This window comes from Niallia sp. Sow4_A1, from assembly GCF_052116745.1.
Classification (GTDB): domain Bacteria; phylum Bacillota; class Bacilli; order Bacillales; family Cytobacillaceae; genus Niallia; species Niallia hominis.
The window spans coordinates 97,574-116,155 of the sequence record NZ_JBQKKM010000002.1 but is presented as its reverse complement, the minus strand read 5'-3'; the positions used below and the strand labels follow the sequence as shown (position 1 = coordinate 116,155).

Below are 18,582 nucleotides of genomic sequence, written 5' to 3'. Positions count from 1 at the left end.
AAATATTTTCCTAGTTTGTCTTTTTCTCGATAGAAGAGAGAGAAATATCTTATTTAAACGTTTGATTAAGGGAGTGTTCCTAATATGAAAGGGATTTGGCTTTCTTATTCTACAAGGGAATGCTTAAATGCATAAATGACTGCCTGTGTTCGATCTTGTACTTGTAGTTTGCTAAGTATATTACTAACATGTGTTTTTACCGTTTTTAAAGCGATAAATAAATCATCGGCAATTTCCTGATTGCTTTTGCCCTCTGCCATTAATAGAAGAATTTCCATTTCTCTCGCGGTTAATTCTTCATGCAGAGGAGTTGCTTTCTTTTCCCGCATTTTTGTCATCATTTTATCGGTGACTTCTGGCTCTAGCACAATTTGGCCTTGAAATGTTTCGCGCACAGCTCTTGCTATTTCACTAGCCTTCGATGTTTTGAGCATATAGCTAGTTGCACCAGCCTGTAAAGCTGGATAGACTTTCTCATCATCAAGAAAACTAGTGACAATAATAATTTTTGCATCCTCCCATGCTTCTACTATTTGGCGTGTTGCTTCTATTCCATCCATTTCTTCCATCACTAAGTCCATCAAAATGACATCTGGTTTTAACGAGAGTGCTAGCTCTACTGCTCTGCTGCCATTTTCCGCTTCTCCCACCACATCGATATCTGTTTGCGCAGATAAATAAGAGGAAACGCCAATCCGTACCATTTCATGATCATCAACAAGTAATACTCTAATCATTTATATCCTCCTCCCCTTCCAAAATCGGAACTTTTACTTCCAAACGTGTTCCTTTATTTTCCAAACTGATTAACTTTAATACCCCACCTATTTCTGCTGCTCTTTCATGCATGTTTTGAAGTCCATAAGAGCCTGCCTTTCTTTTATCAATATTGAAACCAACTCCATCATCTATTATTCGTAAAATGACAAATGATTCTCTTTGAATAAGCTGGACCTGTAAGGAACTTGCCTTTGCATGTCTTAATGTGTTGGATACAGATTCTTGAAGAATCCGAAAAAGATGATCTTCCATTCCTTTATCCAAATCAATATCTTCTAATTTCCATTCTATTTCTAAGCTGACCTTTTGCTGTAGCTCCTGCAATAATTCAATAATTCCTGTTTTTAATGATTTCCCTTTTAATGCAGCAGGACGTAAATGAAGCAATAAGGCTCTCATTTCTAATTGAGACTGATGAATCGTTTCCTCTACTAGCTGTAGCTGCCGAGACTCGTGATCATTTGTTTTCGGTCTTGTTTCATTAATCGCTGACAATAGCATGGATGCTGCGAATAATTGCTGGCTAACCGAATCATGTAGCTCTCTTGCTAGCCTATTTCGTTCTGCAATAATGATACTTTGCACTTTCACCTCTTCATCCTCTGCTTTCTCTTTTACAAGCTTTTGTGAAAGCTTCGTTTGTTCTACTAATTGATTCTGCAATTGAATCATCTTATAGCTCAATGACTGTAATTCCTCTGTTGAACCAATTGGCTCAACAGGACGGTACTCCATTTTATCCATCGTATGTAGAGCTTGTTCCATGGAACGAATTTGTTTTTTCCAGGAAAAGCCGGACAAATAACCAATTAGAATACCTAATGTAATATCGACACTTGTTATAAATAAGACAAACGGAACATCCATTAATTCTTTTTCCCACAAAGCTCCCCAGTTTTCTGGAGGAAAAACAAATAAATAACAAATGGAAAAGAATACAAGTAAAAGAAGGGATATACATACTCCCCACAAGATTTGTCTAGTTATAATACTCATATTCTTTTCACCTCTAAGCTACCAGCAATAAAGGAAGTGAAAATCTTCACCCTTGTTTCTGCTTGATAAAAATTAGCAGTCCGGATGCTTACATTTTTATTCCAAGCATTCTCTTCTTCTTCTCCAAATATATGATAAGAACCGAAGAAAATGGAGTGATTAATGCTAACTTCCATATCATAAGGGATATACAGCTTTACATCTCCTACAATATTTTTGATCATCATAACCGTTTCTCCTTCTGGCAAAACGGTATAGCTAAGATCAACCATTGTATTCGTTATTCCACATTGAATATTAATATCATGCCATTCATATACATGATCTGGCGTAATATTGCGATTATAGAATGAATTAGTAAATAAGGGCTCCTTCTTTATGATTGGCTCCTGTGTAAATGGTTCTGTTTCCTTATCTTTAATTATCGGTTTAATCACATCAGTAGTATTCTTCTTTTGGAATAATTGAAAAAGATAATAGGCAAGAATCATAAATAAAATTATTTTTACGGTAACCATATTTAGGATACTAACGATCAAAATCAGTAAACCAACCCAAAATAGGATTTTTCCGACTCCGCCTTGCAGAGATTTCTTTGAGATATACATCATACCAATGGAAACAAGAAGGGAAAAGATTAGTCCTGGATTAAAGACAAAGATTTCTAATAATAAAAACCCTCCAACCACATATACCCAATTCGCATAATGATCTTTTAGTTGTTTAAACATTGGCTATTCTCTCCCTTCTTTGTTTTATTATGGTGAAAATCTGATTGTTTCTCCCTACAAAAAATAAATGGCTAATACTAAATCATTAAATTAAGACAGACTAAAAATGACAATACACGTTGAATGAGTAGGTTGCTTTCCACTCCAATCACCCGTTTTACAACGTGGTTACCTACATAATTTATTAAAACAATCTTTGAAATTTTATTTAATTCTTTCTGTTTGTCTATATCAAAAATAAAAGGGGCTGGCTTTTGTAGCTCCAGCCTCTTTTAGGATATCATTTTTTTATAGAGAAATGGTATCATCTTCTTTTTTTAGCATATCTTTCTCTAAAGCTGCTAACTTTTCATCCATTGTTTGTTTATAGTATTCTGTATTTATCTTTTTCTCTAGTTCTTCAATATATTCTTCCATTTCGGTAAAGCGCGCTTGATTTGTTGGGCTTGCTTGTTTTTCTTCTAAAACTTTATTCATTGTATGATGTGCCTTTGTGATATTTTCCTTTGCCATTAGCTCCATTTGACGTATCTTCATATCTTTTAATTTATGCTTCATATCCATGTATTTTTTTTCGATTTCATGCAATTGCTGCTCGGTATTTCTCAACGATTCCTTTAAATGGACTACTCTTTCTTCATAATGAGTTTGTTCTAGTTGAGCAAAAGAAGAAAGCTCTTCTTCTTCCGCTTTACGAGCAACCTCTGCCTGTCTTTTCCTTTTTTCTGCCATTTCTTCTGCCTGGCGTAATTCTTTTGAGAATTCCTCTTTTAATTTATATTGTCTTTCCACTAATTTCTTTACTTTATCTGTCTCTTTTTCACATTCTCTTACGTATTGATTTAAAAGCGCAAGCGGATTCTTTTCTTCCTTCTTATCCAATAAATTATTTATATCAACCAATACAGTATTTTTCATTCTTTCTAATAAATTCGTCATGCCTAATTCCTCTCCTTCTCTTATTTGTTTAGTTCTGACCATTGCTTTTCAAAATTTTGAAATGGGTCATCTGATGATTTTTTTGTGATAATAGATTGTTTGTTGTTATTCCATTTTTTATAAACAAGATACAATATATATGCTGCTGCCAAACCAATAATTGCTGGAAGGTTACTTGCAGTTATGATAAGCATGATAATTCCAGCTATCCCCCACCCAACTTTTCCTGCTGTACTTGTCGCCTTTACATATTGCTTAAAAGCGAAATAAAGAATGGCTGCACTAATTACTAAACCTAATAATGGACCTATCTGTGATAAAAGGATAATAGAAGCAGCTGCTCCAATAATAAATAAACCAAATTTTTTCATTTTGTGTTTTCGCTCCTTTCTTATCTACTATGTTACCTTTTACTTGTTCTTTTCATAACGTGCCTTAGCTTGATTTTCCTCTACAACTTTAGTCTTAGATGGAGCTAATCCAAAAAAAACATAGAAAAAACTGTTCGCAATGACCAGTTTTTTCTATGTTTCCTGTTTATTTTTCCGTTTCGGTTAAAAAGCTCTTTGAACGTATACCAGACCTTCTTAAAACAAAATCCATATCTACTTTTACATCTCCTGAAGCAAATTCTTCATTCCAGTTATCTTTTACTTTCATAAAAGAATTAAAATCTTGCCTTCTCATTACTTCTCCAAATCCAAAAATATCCGCTTGGTATTGTTTTTGGACCTTTGTAATGGTATCTGTTATTTTTTTTGAAAAAGTTTCATTGATTAACTTTTCATATTTAGCAATCGTTCCAAGCTTTTCCACGTTATTATAACATTGAGTTCCTTCAATAAATCCTTCTGCTTTTATACTTACATGAAAAAAAGGCTTACCGTTCTTCATCTTAGACGTTACTTCTGTTTGCGATTCTGTTACTCGAATCGCGCTAAAGTCTCCCTTTTTGCATTCGAGTGTCAAAGAAGTAGTCTTTATATCATTCCTCGTCCATAAATAATTCCTAGTATCCTCTAAGCTCAGAAACCCCACTAACTTACCATCTTTAAAAATCGCCAGTGAATCTACCACAACAATTGCATCAGGGGTTACCTTCTGAATATTTTTCATACTCATCCCCTTTTCAACATCTCCTTTTAGCCTTACGGTAGCAAGCACTGGTTCTTTTCCTTCCAAATTTAGCTCAGAGATAAAATTAATAATACTCATTCCAGGGTCTCCTCCCCAATCCTCCAGCAAATGATCCAATTGTGGAGATAGCTTTAAAGAAGATGCCTTTTTATAATGGGCAGCTATTTTTAAAATATCTTCTGCTTTCCCTTCTTTAGCGATAATAATGTTAAAGTCATCTCTTATCTCTCTGTTTCTTTCCAAAAAATCAATAAAATCCAGTCTTCCTGCACTTGCTACTTCCTCACTGATTACGAGCACTTTCATATGAGAGTATATTAAAATCTGTGCATAATATTCATTAAAAAGATGGGTAATTTCTGAGATAGAATCCCCTTCAATCCCTTCAACTACCGTAGGCGCATTTCCCCCTGCAGATTGGGTGCTTAATTCTGCTGCATTCAACGCCTCTACAGACACTTTATATTTTGCATTTTCCCCTTTATCAATTGCCATCCCTGCAACTACTTTAATTTCAGATAATTCTTTTCGATCCCAACAGCCCGTTAATAGAAATAAACAGTTTAGTATACATAGAAAGACAGCTACTCTTTTCACTTTTTGTCCCCACCTTCATGCTTAGGAGGAGATGGAGATCCTTGGGGCTTTTGCTTATTCTTTACATTCGGACTTAAATAGGATGGTCTCTTACTAATTGCCCACAGTGGAAATCGGACAAATACATCTTTTTGATCTTCAACGATAAATGGAGCAACTGGAGCTAAATATGGAACTCCAAAAGAACGAAGGGAACTTAAATGAGCAACCATAAATACAAGCACTAAAAGAACACCATATAAACCTAATACAGATGCAACAATGATAAGAACGAATCGAATAAGTCTCGATGCGTTTGCAAAGTTATAATTCGGGAATACAAAATTAGCAATCGCCGTTATCGCAACAATGATAACCATAATGTTTGAAATAATCCCTGCTTCAGCCGCAGCTTGTCCAATAACTAATGCACCAACAATAGAAACCGTTTGACCTACAGCCCGTGGCATCCTTACCCCTGCTTCTCTTAAAATTTCAAATGTAATCTCCATAATAAATACCTCTACTACTGCTGGAAAAGGAACATCTTCCCGTTGAGCAATAACACTTAATAGTAAGGTGGTTGGTAAAAGCTCTGGGTGAAAGGTCAATACACCTACATAAGCGGACGGCATAATTAAGCCAATCATAAAGGACAAATAGCGAATCATTCGAACAAAGCTACTCATAAAATAGTTTTGATAGTTATCTTCTGGAGATGTAAAAAAATCAGTAAGAACAGCTGGAACTATTAATACAAAAGGGGAGCCGTCAATTATAATGACAATCTTCGCATCCATTAAATAAGTTGCTACTGCATCTGGACGTTCTGTATTCATAGCAAGTGGAAAGACCGTCAAGCTTTTATCTATAATTAATTCCTCGACATTTGCAGACTCAAACACGGCAGAAATATCAATCTTATTTAGTCTTGAACGCACCTCGTTTACTATTTTTTCATTTGCAATAGAATACATATAACCCATATAAACATTTGTCCGCGTTTCGTTTCCAAGCATAAATTTCTCAAAACGCAAATGATGGTTTCGTATTCTTTTTCTTATTAAATTTATATTGGTTGAGGCATCCTCTACAAAAGAGTCTTTTGGTCCCCTTACTACTGTTTGTGTAGTAGGCTCTGCTACCGCTCTCCCCTCACTGTTTAAATAATTTAAACTAAGTGCCTGCCCAACCCCTCTGAATACAATTACAATTCGGCCTTCCAAGAGAGAAGAAACTATATGATTCATCGTGTTCAATAATTTATATCCTGATACCCCAAAGCTTCTTTTACTTAGATTATGCAAATCTTCTACTGTTTCTATGACAATATCTTTATCCACTGAATTCTCTAACGTATTTCCTAACATTTCTTTTAACATTTCTGTATTAACTACTGTTTCTAAATAGTAAATACGTCCATCGCTTTTACCTACACGAATGTCATCAGACTGCAAATCAGCCGTATTCCCAAAGGTTTTATTAATTTCTAATTTTAGCTCTTCAAATGTTAATTTATCTAAGCCTATCTCTTTTGCTTTTGTTGGAACTACATTGGAGGGTATTTCTTTTTTACTATTTATAGACAGTATCTTTTTAAAATAATTCATGCTCTTATCTCCCTTTTTTCATTCCTTTGTTCCTTCCATTTTTTTATTAACAGTACAAACACAATCAAAATAGGAAATCCAAATTGAAGTGGAAGATGGAGTAGAAATATACCTACATGTAATCCTTCTACCAAATGATCGGAAAAATCTATCGTAATAAAGATTGAAAACATCGCTACTATACAGGATACCGGCATTGCAAAATAGCGAAATGGAATCTTAAAAATATACTCTATTCCTTTTAAGCCTCCATATAAAAACACTGAACTTTTGATCAATATTCCTAGCATCATAATAAACACAACTAACACATCTATTCTTTCAAGAAACTCACCAATGCTAACAAGCCTTGCAGCAATCAATAATGGGAAATTTGCGCGGGTTGCAGTATTTTCTCCTAATGTAGCAATGATGAGAAAAACAGAGGACAATAAGATTACACTAGCAATAAATACACTTATTAAACATACCTTTCTAGCCGCTTTAAAGTCTCCTATATTTGCTAAAATAACCGTAAATGCTATAAGCTCTCCATAAGGAAATGCAATAATCGAAGGTATGGTCGATTTAATAACTTCCATTATTCCACTGCTAAGAATTGGCTGTATATTCGTAAGATTTATTTTGCCTCCAGCGTATAATAAAATAAACAGCAAGAATACAAATACAAACATATAGGGGCTAAATATCTCTGCCGTTCTCCCTAAAACCTCAATTCCTAGATACAATATATAGCCAATTACTAACATGAGCGTAAATATCGTAAATTCGATAGGTGTTGCAGGAAGAATGGCAGTTGTGATTAGTTCCCCAAAGTCTCTAATAACCCTTGCAGAAATATAGATAAAATAACTTAGATAAACAAGAGCAAGAATAACTGCAACTTTTCGAGAAAAACAATATTCGATTATCTCATATATATTTTTTCCCGGTAGCAATGACATGAAATAAAGATAAAAATTCATAATAAGTAAGCCGACAAACATTCCAATTAAAACAACCAGCCACGCATCTCTCTTGGCTTCCATTCCTATGCCAACTACGATAGAGCTTCCAAGAAGGAAATTGATAATCATCGTAAATATTTGTGTTAAAGATAGTTTTTCTGTCAACATAATCATTCAGCACCTTATTGGTTATAATTTTCATCCAGTATTTAAATCAGCTATTTCATTGCTAGTTGGCATTTAAGCATCACTTCATCCGAAATGGTATCTTCTTTATAATCAATCGCACTTTTTATGAACCGTGTTCGCTATAATCTCTATTAACCTTTTTCCTAGTATTAGATTTGTTCCAATGCTTAATCATCATAATAAGCACCATTAGTGATGGTAAGCCAAATTGCAGAGGAATATGTAGTAGGTAAGGATTAGACTGCAACCCTTCATTCATATGATCGGAATAATTCCGAGCAATTAAGGTTGTAAAAACACCAACCACGCATACCATTGGAAAGGCAAAATATCGAAATGTTTGATTAAAAATATATTCCAAAGCCTTTAATCCCCCATAAATATAGATACAGCTTTTCACGAGTGTTCCTAGCATCATACAGAAAACAACAATTGCATCTATCCGCTGCAAAAAATTGCCAATTGATACAAGCCGGGCAGCACTCAATAATGCAAAATTGGAGCGCAAGGCAATATCATGTCCTAGAGACAAAACAATCATCATCGACGTTACCAGCAATAAAAGGCTTGATATAAGTACACTATAAATAATTATTTTCTTGCTGTATTTGGCATTTGAAACATTGCTCAATATGTAGGTTAGAATAATCAATTGGCCATAGGGTCGAACAATTTCATAGGGAAAAATAATACTCCATAGTGGCTTAAACCCATCCTTTAATATTGGTCGAATATTGGAAAAATCGAAGTTATTGCCTGCATACAAAAAAATAAATAAAAGTAGGATAAAGATAAAGGCATATGGAGTAAAGATCTCTGCAGTTCTAGCAAGAACTTCCAATCCCATATACATAATATATCCCATCACAATGACAAGCATGATTGTCGATACTTCAATTGGTGTTATAGGAAGTACCGTACTTGCAATTAACTCTCCAAAGTCCCTAATAATACGACAACTATAGTAAAAAAAGTAAGTGGCATAAACAAAACTGAGGCCAATGGCAACTGGCCGCGTAAAACAATACTCAAACATCTCAAATAAATTTTTCCCCGGTGCCAAAGTCATCATATAAATAAAAAACATGGTAATAATTATGCCTAACCCTAAAGCAATCAGAAGAACAATCCATGCATCCTCCTTCGCTTTTAATCCAAGGCCAATGACAATCGTACTACCAATTTGGAAATTAAAAATTACTGCAGCCAATTGAGTTAACGAAATATTTTCTTTTAACATGCTGTTACACACTTCCTTTTAGAAAAGCGCAAGCGCCTTGGTTCCTTATGTATACAATTAAAAAACATGTACTTATATATACCTTGTGATGTTCTAAGTTTGCTTTCCAAGACTGTGTAGTTGTACCCTTCTTCTAAGAGTGAAAGCACACTAAAAATTAATCCGCTATTTAAAAGTGGTCTCTTAATCTAGATCAAGTGATCCTTCCATCAGTCGGTTTTTTCAGAATTTCCTCTTCCTTCGATGTCTCTTTTTGTTGGGATAGGATTCGTACTTCCAATAAATCTACCTTGCTTCTATTTATTAGACTGTTACCTTACCGAATTAGCCTGAATACTTTGAACAAAACAGAATCTTTTAGCAAATACACTCAAATAATTAGATAATGTTCATCCTAGTATCTTCTGCTTTCCCTTTTTTTATTTTTCCATAAACGAAAATCCACAATGACAGACCAAACGAAGCCAAATATTGCAGTAAATACAATTGTAATTGCACCTGCCCCAACTTCCGCCTCATAAATTTTTTTAAAACATTTCATAAACCCTTCATGAAACACAATAATATCTAAGCCAACGGTCAAAATACCCATAGATGTAAATATTAATAGATAAGCAAAAGTTACCATTTAACCCTTCCTTTAAGTGCTTTGTTTATTAATGGTATTATCTTGTGAAATTTCTCCATTTTTATGCCTAATTTTTCATTTTTTATCTAAGATTAGTCTGTTTAGGCTTGCCACCCCTTACCCTTTTGCCAAATAAAAAAGCTGTCATCTACCCAATTTTTTGGATTAATGACAGCTTTATATTGAAATGGTATTATTTCTTTTTTTCTCTCATTTGATAATCAATGATTTCCCCATGATAAAAGCTTTTACGTGATAATCTTAAGTTTAGCTTTTTAGCCATTTGCTTCAGTTCTCTTTCTTCTCTTTCTGTAACTAAGCTAACTACCACTCCTGATGCACCAAATCTCCCCGTTCTACCGGAACGATGAATATACTGTGTCTGATCAGTAGCTAAATCATAATGGACCACATGCGTGATATTTTGAATATCAAGCCCTCTAGCTGCCACATCTGTTGCTAGCAGCATATTACGCTTTCCATCTCGGAAATCTTTTAATGATTTCTGACGCTCCATCTTATTCAAATCAGAATGCAAAATACTCGTTTGAATATTTTTATAGGTCAATTTTTCATGAATTACATTTAAATTGCCAATATCTTTTACGAACACAAGAATTTTCGCATTGTTCAAACGAGAGATTGGCTCTAAAAGTTTTACCTTATCTCGATATTCTGCTTGAAAATAAATATGCTCCACTTCTGCTGCATCAATCACCTTATCTTTTTTCACACGGATAATTTCTGCATCTTGAACAAGTTCCTTGGCAATATCTTCTGTATGTTTTGGTAAGGTTGCAGAGAATAAGACAACTTGTCTATCTTTTAAAGTGGCTTTTACAATTTGTCGGACAGATTCAATATGCTCTGATACCAATAATTGGTCCGCTTCATCTAGTACAACTGTTTTTACTTCGTGCATTTTCAATTTTTTCTGTTTAATCAGCTCTAACGCTCTTCCAGGTGTACAAATAACAAGATGAGGGTGTTTTTTCAGCTTTTCTAATTGTCTTTTTACATTGGCTCCACCAATAAACGAAGCCGAACGAATACCGCTACCCTCTCCCCATTTTTGTACTTCTGCCAAAATTTGCATAACAAGCTCTTGAGAAGAAGCAAGACAAATCGCCTGGATATTCTTTGAGTCCGTATCAATTTTATTTATAACTGGCAATAAATAAGCTAGTGTTTTTCCCGTTCCTGTTGGGGATTCAGCAATTACATCTTTTCCCTCCAATATAAGTGGTATGGATTGTGCTTGGATAGATGTCGCGTGTTTAAAATTCGCTTTCTCCCAGTTCTGCTGTATAAATGGTTTAAATGTATTCCAAAATTGCTGTTCTTTCATTTCGTTCTCCTTTTAAAAAAGTTAGACGAATTGCATCTAACTTTAAAATATGTCTTCTTATTATAAATTATTTACTGAAAAATTGATATGAAACCTTTTTTATTGAGGTAATATATATTTTTGATGGGGGTACGCTTACTTTGGATCACCCTCAATAAAAAAGGGGCTGGGACATAAGCATTTCATTCAACAATAAACTCGAACTGTTATGTAATTAATTTGCATGAAAATTCGTGTTTATTGTTTTAAAAAAGGTTTAAAAAACGAAGTGTAATGGAGCGGAGGATGCTCGACTCCTGCGGGAAATAGAGGAAAGGCTGAGACCCCGCAGCGCAGCGAGGAGGCCACTGAAAAAGTGAATTACCTGGTGAATCGGTAATTACCAAACCATTCTAACTTAGTGTAGGCTTTTGTTTTCCAAGGCTTACCGCTCGCTTTCCACGGGGCGAGCGCCGAGCCGCTTCGTCGCTACGCTCCTGCAGGGTCTCGGACTTTCTCGCATCTCCCGTAGGAGTCGAGCGGACACCTCTCCAAACCAACTTATTATTCGCTTTCAAATAAATAAAACCTCATTTTATTTGGAGAACTAGACTTTTTCAGTGCCCTCGCAGCGAGGAGCATTCCTGTTTAGAATCCTAATGGGGTCTTGCAAAATAAAAAGTCCTCTTGTATGATGCTTGAGTATCAACTTACCAATCGAAACTCATCACCAAACAGGAGGACATATAATGAATAGTAATATTAATCACAAAATTAATCAAGTTTCTGAAAAAACTTTGGTCATTGGTATCGATATTGCCAAGCAGAAACATTTTGCATGTGCGGTAGACGATCGCGGTCGTGTATTAGAGAAATCATTTCCCTTTTATCAATCAGAAGATGGTTTTGAACAGCTAGTTAAAAAAATAGAGTCTTTACAATCTTGCCACCAAAAATCAGAGGTTATCGTTGGATTTGAACCCACGGGGCATTATTGGATGAACTTAGCTGCCTATCTGGTTGAGCAGGATATCCGATATGTAATGGTAAATCCAATGCACGTTAATAGAACGAAAGAATTAGATGATAACCTTTAAACCAAAAATGACAAAAAAGACGCTCGCGTTATCGCTAGCTTAATACGTGACGGACGGTTTACTTTTTCTCGAATACTTACTGGAGTAGAAGCAGAACTTCGTAATGGAGCGAGTCTGCGATCTAAATTACAAGAAGATATTACATCAATTAAAAACCGTATGATTCGTTGGATAGATCTTTATTTCCCTGAGTTTCAGCACCTATTCAAAAGTTTTGGGAAGAACGCTTGCGCAGTGCTTGAAATGACACCATTACCAATGGATTTTGATGGGAAGAGTGAGGAAGAACTGATTCAGCTTTACAAAAACGTAGAAGGACTAAAATGTCTTTCTGTTTCTAAGATTCAAAAGTTAAAAGTACTAACCACCAAGTCCATCGGATTAAAAGAAGGATTAGAAATGGCACGATTTGAGATAGAAACTTTGCTTACTCAATTCAAAGCTCTTTCAAAACAATTAGAAGTCTTATCATTAAGATTAACTGAACTAGCTCAACAATTGATCGACTACGAGTATATTTTATCTATTCCTGGTCTAGGTGAAAATACAGCAGTTGAATTACTCTCTGAGACTGGCTCTCTTAGCCAATATGAGCATCCACGCCAACTAATTAAATTAGCGGGACTCACACTAAGGGAAAACTCTTCTGGCAAACATAAAGGCCATAAGAAAATCTCAAAAAGGGGTAGAAGGAAACTCAGAGCTATATTATATAGAGTTATTCTTCCTTTGATTCAACATAACATAGCATTTAAATCTCTATATCAGTACTATACAACTCGTACTGTCAATCCACTGAAAAAGAAAGAAGCCATGGTAGTATTAAGTGGGAAACTACTTAAAATCCTATATGCTTTGTGTGTAAAACATGTGCATTTTAATGCAAGTCTTATGATGACAGACCTCCATTGTCTCCAAGAGGCAGCTTGAGCTACTTCTTAGTAGTTTAAGAATCTAAACAAAAGGATGACACGGAGAAGCCGGCACTATTTGAGCCATAAGACCAAGAGTCCCTCGAGGAGCATCGCCAGCCTCTGCCTTATGTAAAGACCGAACGAAGGAATGTACGCACTAGATGCCAAGAGACATGGGAGGGTTAGTCTTCATAAGTTTTGCAGAGATCCAATGTGCATCACATAAGCACGATAGAGTTAATGATTTCCAATTAGCTCTAGCGAAGCGTAAGTATCTTCTTACAAGTTCTTGAATTTTTAGAAATCCTTAACAAGTTAATGATTGAAAAATATTTTTCACTAGCCATAAAAAGGCTTTAAAGGTTGATATTCCAACATTTCTAGAGGGAGGCTTAGCTTCCTCCCCGGCGCATCGTGCGTCCGTAGCGCAATGGAACGACTTAGTTTTTACACTTATCTAGATTTAAAAACATTGAAAACCATCATGAGAAAGTAGCTTTATTTAAAAGCTACTTTAGAGATTATTCGTCTTTAAAGATTAGTTTTTTAGTTTTGTCCCAGCCTCCCTCAACTTATATTAACGTTTGTTGTTTACCAACAGTTTGAAAAATATCGACTCGGTCTTTAATTTTCTTCATTTTCACATCTAATTCATGTGCTGCATCTGCTGCTTCCTTTAATTCATTAAGCAAATGTCTAGGAACATCTTTATCAAATTTATAATAGATTTTATGCTCTAGGCTTGCCCAGAAATCCATCGCGATTGTTCTAATTTGAATTTCGACACATACTTCTTGCATACCAGTACTTAAGAATACAGGAATACTGATGATTAAATGTAAGCTTTTATAGCCATTGGCTTTTGGATTTTTTATATAATCCTTCACCTGTAGGACCTTAATATCATTCTGTTTTTCTATAATGTTAAAAACTTCATAAATGTCCGATATAAATGAACATGTAATACGGACTCCAGCAATATCGTGTATATATTTCTTCGCGTTTTCAATTGAAATTGCATGTCCTTTCCGATGTAACTTCTGCATGATTCCTCTTGGATCCTTAATGCGCGATTTTATATGTTCAATCGGATTATGATTATGAATAAATTGAAATTCTTCATTTATAATTTTTAATTTCGTATTTATCTCGTCTAGAGCAAAGTTGTATATGATTAAGCTATTTTTCCATTCATTTAGTTCATTTGATAATTCATTTAAATCAAAATGATTATCTTCCATATATGTTTTGAGGTGTTTTACGCTTTCCATCTACTAGTAAGTCTCCTTTGGATTCCGATAAACCTTTTCTGCGTCTACTCCGATACTCTTTAAAAACTCAATAATTTGGTCAATAGTTTTCATTTTCAACATCCACCTTTATATAATTCGAGCTATTTTCGGGTGTTGACTTGCACCGAATATATTTATATAGTAAACCAAAATGACCGGTCAGTCAAATATCATTTATATCCAATACTATTTTTTATTAAAAAAGAAACAGTACTCCCTTGAACCTTTATATACAAGACATTAAGAAAGGGAAATACTGTTCAATAAGCTTAATAGCCTTACTGACCAACCGGTGTATTAGATAAAAATTCCGTTTATAAAAATACTATTCTGCTGCTTCTGAAAACTGATTTTGATGTAGTTCATAATAAAATCCTCTTGTTTTCAATAATTCATCATGAGAACCTTTTTCGATAATCATTCCCTTATCTAAGACAAGGATCATATCTGCGTGTTTAATCGTATTAAGCCGATGGGCAACAACAAAACTAGTTTTCCCTTTCATCAAGCGCTTTAAAGCCTCTTGTATTTTCACTTCTGTAATGGTATCAATACTGCTTGTGGCTTCATCGAGAATAAGAATGGACGGATCAGCAAGGATTGCTCGTGATATCGATAACAATTGTTTTTGCCCCTGACTTATTCCATTTCCATTTGCAGAAAGAATCGTATCATACCCATCTGGGAGATGTTCAATAAAGCCATGAGCATTCGCCATTTTTGCTGCATCCTCGACTTCCTTATCGGTTGCGTTCAGTCTGCCGTATCGAATATTTTCCCGTATCGTTCCTTCAAATAAATAATTATCCTGAAGGACAAATCCCATATGTGAACGGAGGCTTTCTCTTTTTATTTTTGTTATATCATGACCATCCACCAATATACTTCCAGTTGTTGCATCATAAAATCTCGTAATAAGCTGGATAATCGTAGTTTTTCCTGCTCCTGTTGGTCCAACAAAAGCGATTGTCTCGCCAGGATTTACTTTAAAGTTAATATCCTTCAATATTTCCTTATCTGTCTCATAAGAAAAGGAAACTTGCTTGAATTGAACTTCTCCCTTTGTCTCTTTTATTTCGCTTGCCGTTTTCTCATCTTCTTCTTCTCTTTCCTCATCTAATACCTCAAATACTCTTTCCGCACCAGCAATTGCAGATAGTAAAGTATTAAATTGGTTAGATAAATCATTCAATGGCCGAGTGAATTGTCTTGAATATTCTACGAAAATAACAATTACTCCAATTGATACAGCACCTGACTTCAGTGCTAACAGCCCGCCAACTCCAACAATAATCGCATAGCTAGCATTATTTAACATATTCATTAGCTTTGGAATAAATCCTGAATATACTTGTGCCCAAAAAGCAGAATTCTTAAGTTTATCACTTTTTTCTTTCATATCATTAATCATTTTTTTCTCTAGGGAAAATGTTTTTATGATTTTTTGACCAGAAATAGATTCCTCGATAAATCCATTTAAGTCACCTAAGTTCTTTTGCTGCTCCTTAAATAACACACTCGTTCTGCTTGTTATCCATTTCATCCCCAAAAACATTACTGGAACAATTATTAAAGTCAGAACCGTTAACAACGGGCTTAGTATAAACATCACCACTACGGTCCCGATTAAAGTGATTATACTAGAAAAGATTTGAATAACAGAGCTATTTAAGGTGGAGCTTACGTTTTCAATATCATTGGTAACACGGCTCATTAGTTCCCCATGCTGTTTTTTGTCAAAATAACTTATCGGTAATTCATGAAATTGATGAAATAAATTTGCTCTTAGCTGAAAAACAGTTGTTTGTGATATTCCAATCATCCAATAGCTTTGTAAAAATAATGCAATGGAATTAAGAAAATAAATACAGCCAAGAAATAATAGCATTCCTGTAAATCCGTCTAAATTTCTATTTACAATAAAATGGTCAATAGACATTCCTAATACATATGGTCCCAATAAACCTAATGCACAGCTTAGTGCAACCATCACTAAAACAAGAATCAGCAACCCTTTTTTTTGGGCAAGATATCCCCATAACCGATATAAGGTTTTCCCCATATTCTTTGGTTTTTTTCCTTTTTTAACAACTGTAGCATCTGGCTTTATATCAGGTTTAGGATAGTGAAATGGATCGGTTAGTTCCTTTTGCATTCTCCCACTCTCCTTCCCCTAACTGTGATTGGACTATTTTTTGGTAAAGCTTGTTTGTTTTATATAATTGATCATGGGGAGCAAAGCTTACAATTTCCCCATTTTCTATTAGCATCACCCGATCTGCCTTCATAGCAGTAGATACTTTCTGGGTAATAAGCAGAAGTGTGCATTGATAAGAGGCGACTGCATCAAGCAGTTTTTTTTCTGTCTTCAAATCTAAAGCACTTGTACTGTCATCTAAAAGAAGAATACTTGGTTTTCTGACAAGTGCCCTCGCAATCGAAAGACGCTGTTTTTGTCCACCCGATAAATTAACTCCCTTTTGCCCAATTCTCGTATCGTATGTATTAGGCATTAACATAATCGTTTCATGTATTTGGGCATCCTTTGCAGCTTGCACCACCTCTTCAAAGGTAGCATTGGGATTTCCCCACATAATATTTTCCTTAATCGTCCCAGTAAAGAGCATCGATTCCTGTGGTACATAGCCTATTTGCTTTCTTAGCGCATTTAATGAGTAGGAATCGATCCGTTTATCATCAATTAAGATCGTTCCTTCTGTTGGTTCATACAGTCTGGGAATCAATTGGAAAAGTGTTGTCTTCCCTGATCCTGTCGCTCCTAATATCGCAATTCTTTCTTTTGGCTGAATGGTAAATTGCAAATTTCCAATGGTGTTTTTTCTATTAGAAGGATAACAAAAGGATACATGTTGAAAATTAATTTTTCCTTTAATTTTTGATTTCCTATTTCCTTCCGGATTATCCGTATCCTTTTCTTCTATATCAATAATCTCTTGAATACGATCTGCTGAAGCCTTTGAGCGGGAGATAACCATTACTAACATACTGACTACAGAAATAGAAGAAGTTATCCTTAATGTGTAGTTAATAACCGCGACTACCTCCCCAATCTGAGCTTCACCAGTATTTATTTGCCCAGAACCAATCCAAAGTATCGCAATAATACATAAATTCATTGCAAAAAGTAAAAGCGGTACCGTTGTTTCCATGATTCTTAATGCTCTTTGTGTAAGATTTTTTAGCTCTTCACTTGTTTGTGTAAAACGATTTCTTTCGAATTGCTTCCGTATATAAGCACGAATCAATCGGACAGCTGTTAAATTTTCAAGCATGACACTATTAACATGATCCAACTTCTTTTGGACAGATTGAAAAAGCTTTCTCCCTATTTTGATTACCCAAATAAACATAATCACGATTAATGGAATGGTCACTGCCAGAATTAGTGCCAGCTCTACATTAACTAGAAAGGACATAACGATTCCGCCTACAATTAAAAGTGGTGCCCTTAATAAAAATCGCAATCCCATAAATATGGTGTTTTGTAATTGGGTAATATCATTAGTTAATCTCGTAATCAAAGAGGAGCTTGCAAAAACATTACTACTTGAAAAGGTAAAATATTGAATGATTTGATATAGCTCATTCCGAAGACTATAGCCAAAATTCTGACAAACATGGGAAGAATAAAACGTATTTATGATTCCCGCAGCAAAGGCTACAAGGGAAAATACAATTAGCAGCCCTCCCCAAATTAGGACAACTTTTGTATCTTGATGAGCCAATCCATCATCAATAATTTTTGCCATGATTAATGGTTGAACTAATTCTACTGCAAGCTCTGTTAACATAAGAAAAAGAGCAATTGTTATACTTAGTTTATATACTCGAAGTCTACCAAATATTTTTGACATTATTCCCTCCAGCCTTTGTCCTGATTGGTTGAAATATCCGTCCTTTCCAACCATCGATGAAATTTCTTTAGGTTTACTAAACATTATTTTTATCATACCTCTTTTTAGTCAGTTAGAAAACACTAATTTTCATCCTTCAGAAGAAGATTTCGGGAGTATTTAGGGGGAATTTTTCGTTAGATTGTGCTAGAAAGACATTGTTTTATTTTATTGGTGACGTCTCCACACGCAATCAGATTATAATTATCCAGTTACAGATACTTTTGTTACCACTCATTACGGTATCTATTCTGAAACAAGATGT

At 34.9% G+C, this 18,582-nt stretch carries 14 protein-coding genes and 1 pseudogene; 1 reads left to right on the top strand and 14 read right to left on the bottom strand.

What is annotated here, in order from left to right; genetic code table 11:
* Positions 1–104: 104 nt before the first annotated feature.
* The 11 genes from ACTQ5K_RS01740 to ACTQ5K_RS01690 form a co-directional block, all read right to left on the bottom strand.
* A complete protein-coding gene (locus ACTQ5K_RS01740; RefSeq protein WP_031537391.1) occupies positions 105–737 on the bottom strand; it encodes a response regulator in 633 nt (210 codons plus the stop codon).
* The gene (locus ACTQ5K_RS01735; RefSeq protein ID WP_251627710.1) at positions 730–1,776 is read right to left on the bottom strand and encodes a sensor histidine kinase; all 1,047 of its coding nucleotides are present in this window, start codon (positions 1,774–1,776) and stop codon (positions 730–732) included. Before ACTQ5K_RS01735 ends, ACTQ5K_RS01740 begins: the two co-directional genes overlap by 8 nt.
* Complete coding sequence (gene liaF / locus ACTQ5K_RS01730; protein WP_251627713.1) at positions 1,773–2,507, bottom strand: cell wall-active antibiotics response protein LiaF; 735 nt, start codon at positions 2,505–2,507, stop codon at positions 1,773–1,775. Before liaF ends, ACTQ5K_RS01735 begins: the two co-directional genes overlap by 4 nt.
* Before the next feature lie 288 nt (positions 2,508–2,795).
* A complete protein-coding gene (locus tag ACTQ5K_RS01725) occupies positions 2,796–3,446 on the bottom strand; it encodes a PspA/IM30 family protein (RefSeq protein ID WP_441993367.1) in 651 nt (216 codons plus the stop codon).
* A gap of 20 nt (positions 3,447–3,466) precedes the next feature.
* Positions 3,467–3,817, bottom strand: a complete 351-nt coding sequence (locus ACTQ5K_RS01720) for a lmo0954 family membrane protein (protein ID WP_441131325.1) — start codon at positions 3,815–3,817, stop codon at positions 3,467–3,469.
* Positions 3,818–3,983: 166 nt separating this feature from the next.
* Complete coding sequence (locus ACTQ5K_RS01715) at positions 3,984–5,180, bottom strand: Ger(x)C family spore germination protein (RefSeq protein WP_441993365.1); 1,197 nt, start codon at positions 5,178–5,180, stop codon at positions 3,984–3,986.
* Positions 5,177–6,769 carry a spore germination protein gene (locus ACTQ5K_RS01710; protein ID WP_441131323.1) on the bottom strand — a complete coding sequence of 531 codons (1,593 nt, stop codon included), beginning with the start codon at positions 6,767–6,769 and terminating at the stop codon, positions 5,177–5,179. The genes ACTQ5K_RS01715 and ACTQ5K_RS01710 overlap by 4 nt, the downstream gene beginning before the upstream one ends.
* Positions 6,766–7,884 (bottom strand): GerAB/ArcD/ProY family transporter, encoded by a 1,119-nt coding sequence (locus ACTQ5K_RS01705; protein WP_349204145.1) that lies wholly within the window; start codon positions 7,882–7,884, stop codon positions 6,766–6,768. Before ACTQ5K_RS01705 ends, ACTQ5K_RS01710 begins: the two co-directional genes overlap by 4 nt.
* 124 nt (positions 7,885–8,008) lie before the next feature.
* The gene (locus ACTQ5K_RS01700; protein ID WP_349204144.1) at positions 8,009–9,145 is read right to left on the bottom strand and encodes a GerAB/ArcD/ProY family transporter; all 1,137 of its coding nucleotides are present in this window, start codon (positions 9,143–9,145) and stop codon (positions 8,009–8,011) included.
* Positions 9,146–9,539: 394 nt separating this feature from the next.
* A complete protein-coding gene (locus tag ACTQ5K_RS01695) occupies positions 9,540–9,773 on the bottom strand; it encodes a hypothetical protein (RefSeq protein ID WP_284561467.1) in 234 nt (77 codons plus the stop codon).
* 193 nt (positions 9,774–9,966) lie between these two features.
* A complete protein-coding gene (locus ACTQ5K_RS01690; protein ID WP_031540218.1) occupies positions 9,967–11,121 on the bottom strand; it encodes a DEAD/DEAH box helicase in 1,155 nt (384 codons plus the stop codon).
* Between the two features lie 728 nt (positions 11,122–11,849).
* On the opposite strand from ACTQ5K_RS01690, the pseudogene ACTQ5K_RS01685 reads away from it, so the two are divergent.
* Positions 11,850–13,127 (top strand): annotated as a pseudogene (locus ACTQ5K_RS01685) (IS110 family transposase).
* Positions 13,128–13,683: 556 nt separating this feature from the next.
* Here the strand turns inward: ACTQ5K_RS01685 and ACTQ5K_RS01680 are convergent.
* The 3 genes from ACTQ5K_RS01680 to ACTQ5K_RS01670 form a co-directional block, all read right to left on the bottom strand.
* Complete coding sequence (locus ACTQ5K_RS01680) at positions 13,684–14,382, bottom strand: GTP pyrophosphokinase (protein ID WP_031539551.1); 699 nt, start codon at positions 14,380–14,382, stop codon at positions 13,684–13,686.
* A gap of 346 nt (positions 14,383–14,728) precedes the next feature.
* Positions 14,729–16,558, bottom strand: a complete 1,830-nt coding sequence (locus ACTQ5K_RS01675; protein WP_441993360.1) for an ABC transporter ATP-binding protein — start codon at positions 16,556–16,558, stop codon at positions 14,729–14,731.
* Entirely contained in the window at positions 16,521–18,278 is a 1,758-nt protein-coding gene (locus ACTQ5K_RS01670) for an ABC transporter ATP-binding protein (RefSeq protein WP_441993358.1), read from the bottom strand. Before ACTQ5K_RS01670 ends, ACTQ5K_RS01675 begins: the two co-directional genes overlap by 38 nt.
* Positions 18,279–18,582 lie beyond the last annotated feature (304 nt).

Coding starts and splice junctions, on each gene's coding strand:
- ACTQ5K_RS01740 (WP_031537391.1), bottom strand. CDS start 737: ATGATTAGAGTATTACTTGTTGATGATCATGAAATGGTACGGATTGGC.
- ACTQ5K_RS01735 (WP_251627710.1), bottom strand. CDS start 1,776: ATGAGTATTATAACTAGACAAATCTTGTGGGGAGTATGTATATCCCTT.
- liaF (WP_251627713.1), bottom strand. CDS start 2,507: ATGTTTAAACAACTAAAAGATCATTATGCGAATTGGGTATATGTGGTT.
- ACTQ5K_RS01725 (WP_441993367.1), bottom strand. CDS start 3,446: ATGACGAATTTATTAGAAAGAATGAAAAATACTGTATTGGTTGATATA.
- ACTQ5K_RS01720 (WP_441131325.1), bottom strand. CDS start 3,817: ATGAAAAAATTTGGTTTATTTATTATTGGAGCAGCTGCTTCTATTATC.
- ACTQ5K_RS01710 (WP_441131323.1), bottom strand. CDS start 6,769: ATGAATTATTTTAAAAAGATACTGTCTATAAATAGTAAAAAAGAAATA.
- ACTQ5K_RS01705 (WP_349204145.1), bottom strand. CDS start 7,884: ATGTTGACAGAAAAACTATCTTTAACACAAATATTTACGATGATTATC.
- ACTQ5K_RS01700 (WP_349204144.1), bottom strand. CDS start 9,145: ATGTTAAAAGAAAATATTTCGTTAACTCAATTGGCTGCAGTAATTTTT.
- ACTQ5K_RS01695 (WP_284561467.1), bottom strand. CDS start 9,773: ATGGTAACTTTTGCTTATCTATTAATATTTACATCTATGGGTATTTTG.
- ACTQ5K_RS01690 (WP_031540218.1), bottom strand. CDS start 11,121: ATGAAAGAACAGCAATTTTGGAATACATTTAAACCATTTATACAGCAG.
- ACTQ5K_RS01680 (WP_031539551.1), bottom strand. CDS start 14,382: ATGGAAAGCGTAAAACACCTCAAAACATATATGGAAGATAATCATTTT.
- ACTQ5K_RS01675 (WP_441993360.1), bottom strand. CDS start 16,558: ATGCAAAAGGAACTAACCGATCCATTTCACTATCCTAAACCTGATATA.
- ACTQ5K_RS01670 (WP_441993358.1), bottom strand. CDS start 18,278: ATGTCAAAAATATTTGGTAGACTTCGAGTATATAAACTAAGTATAACA.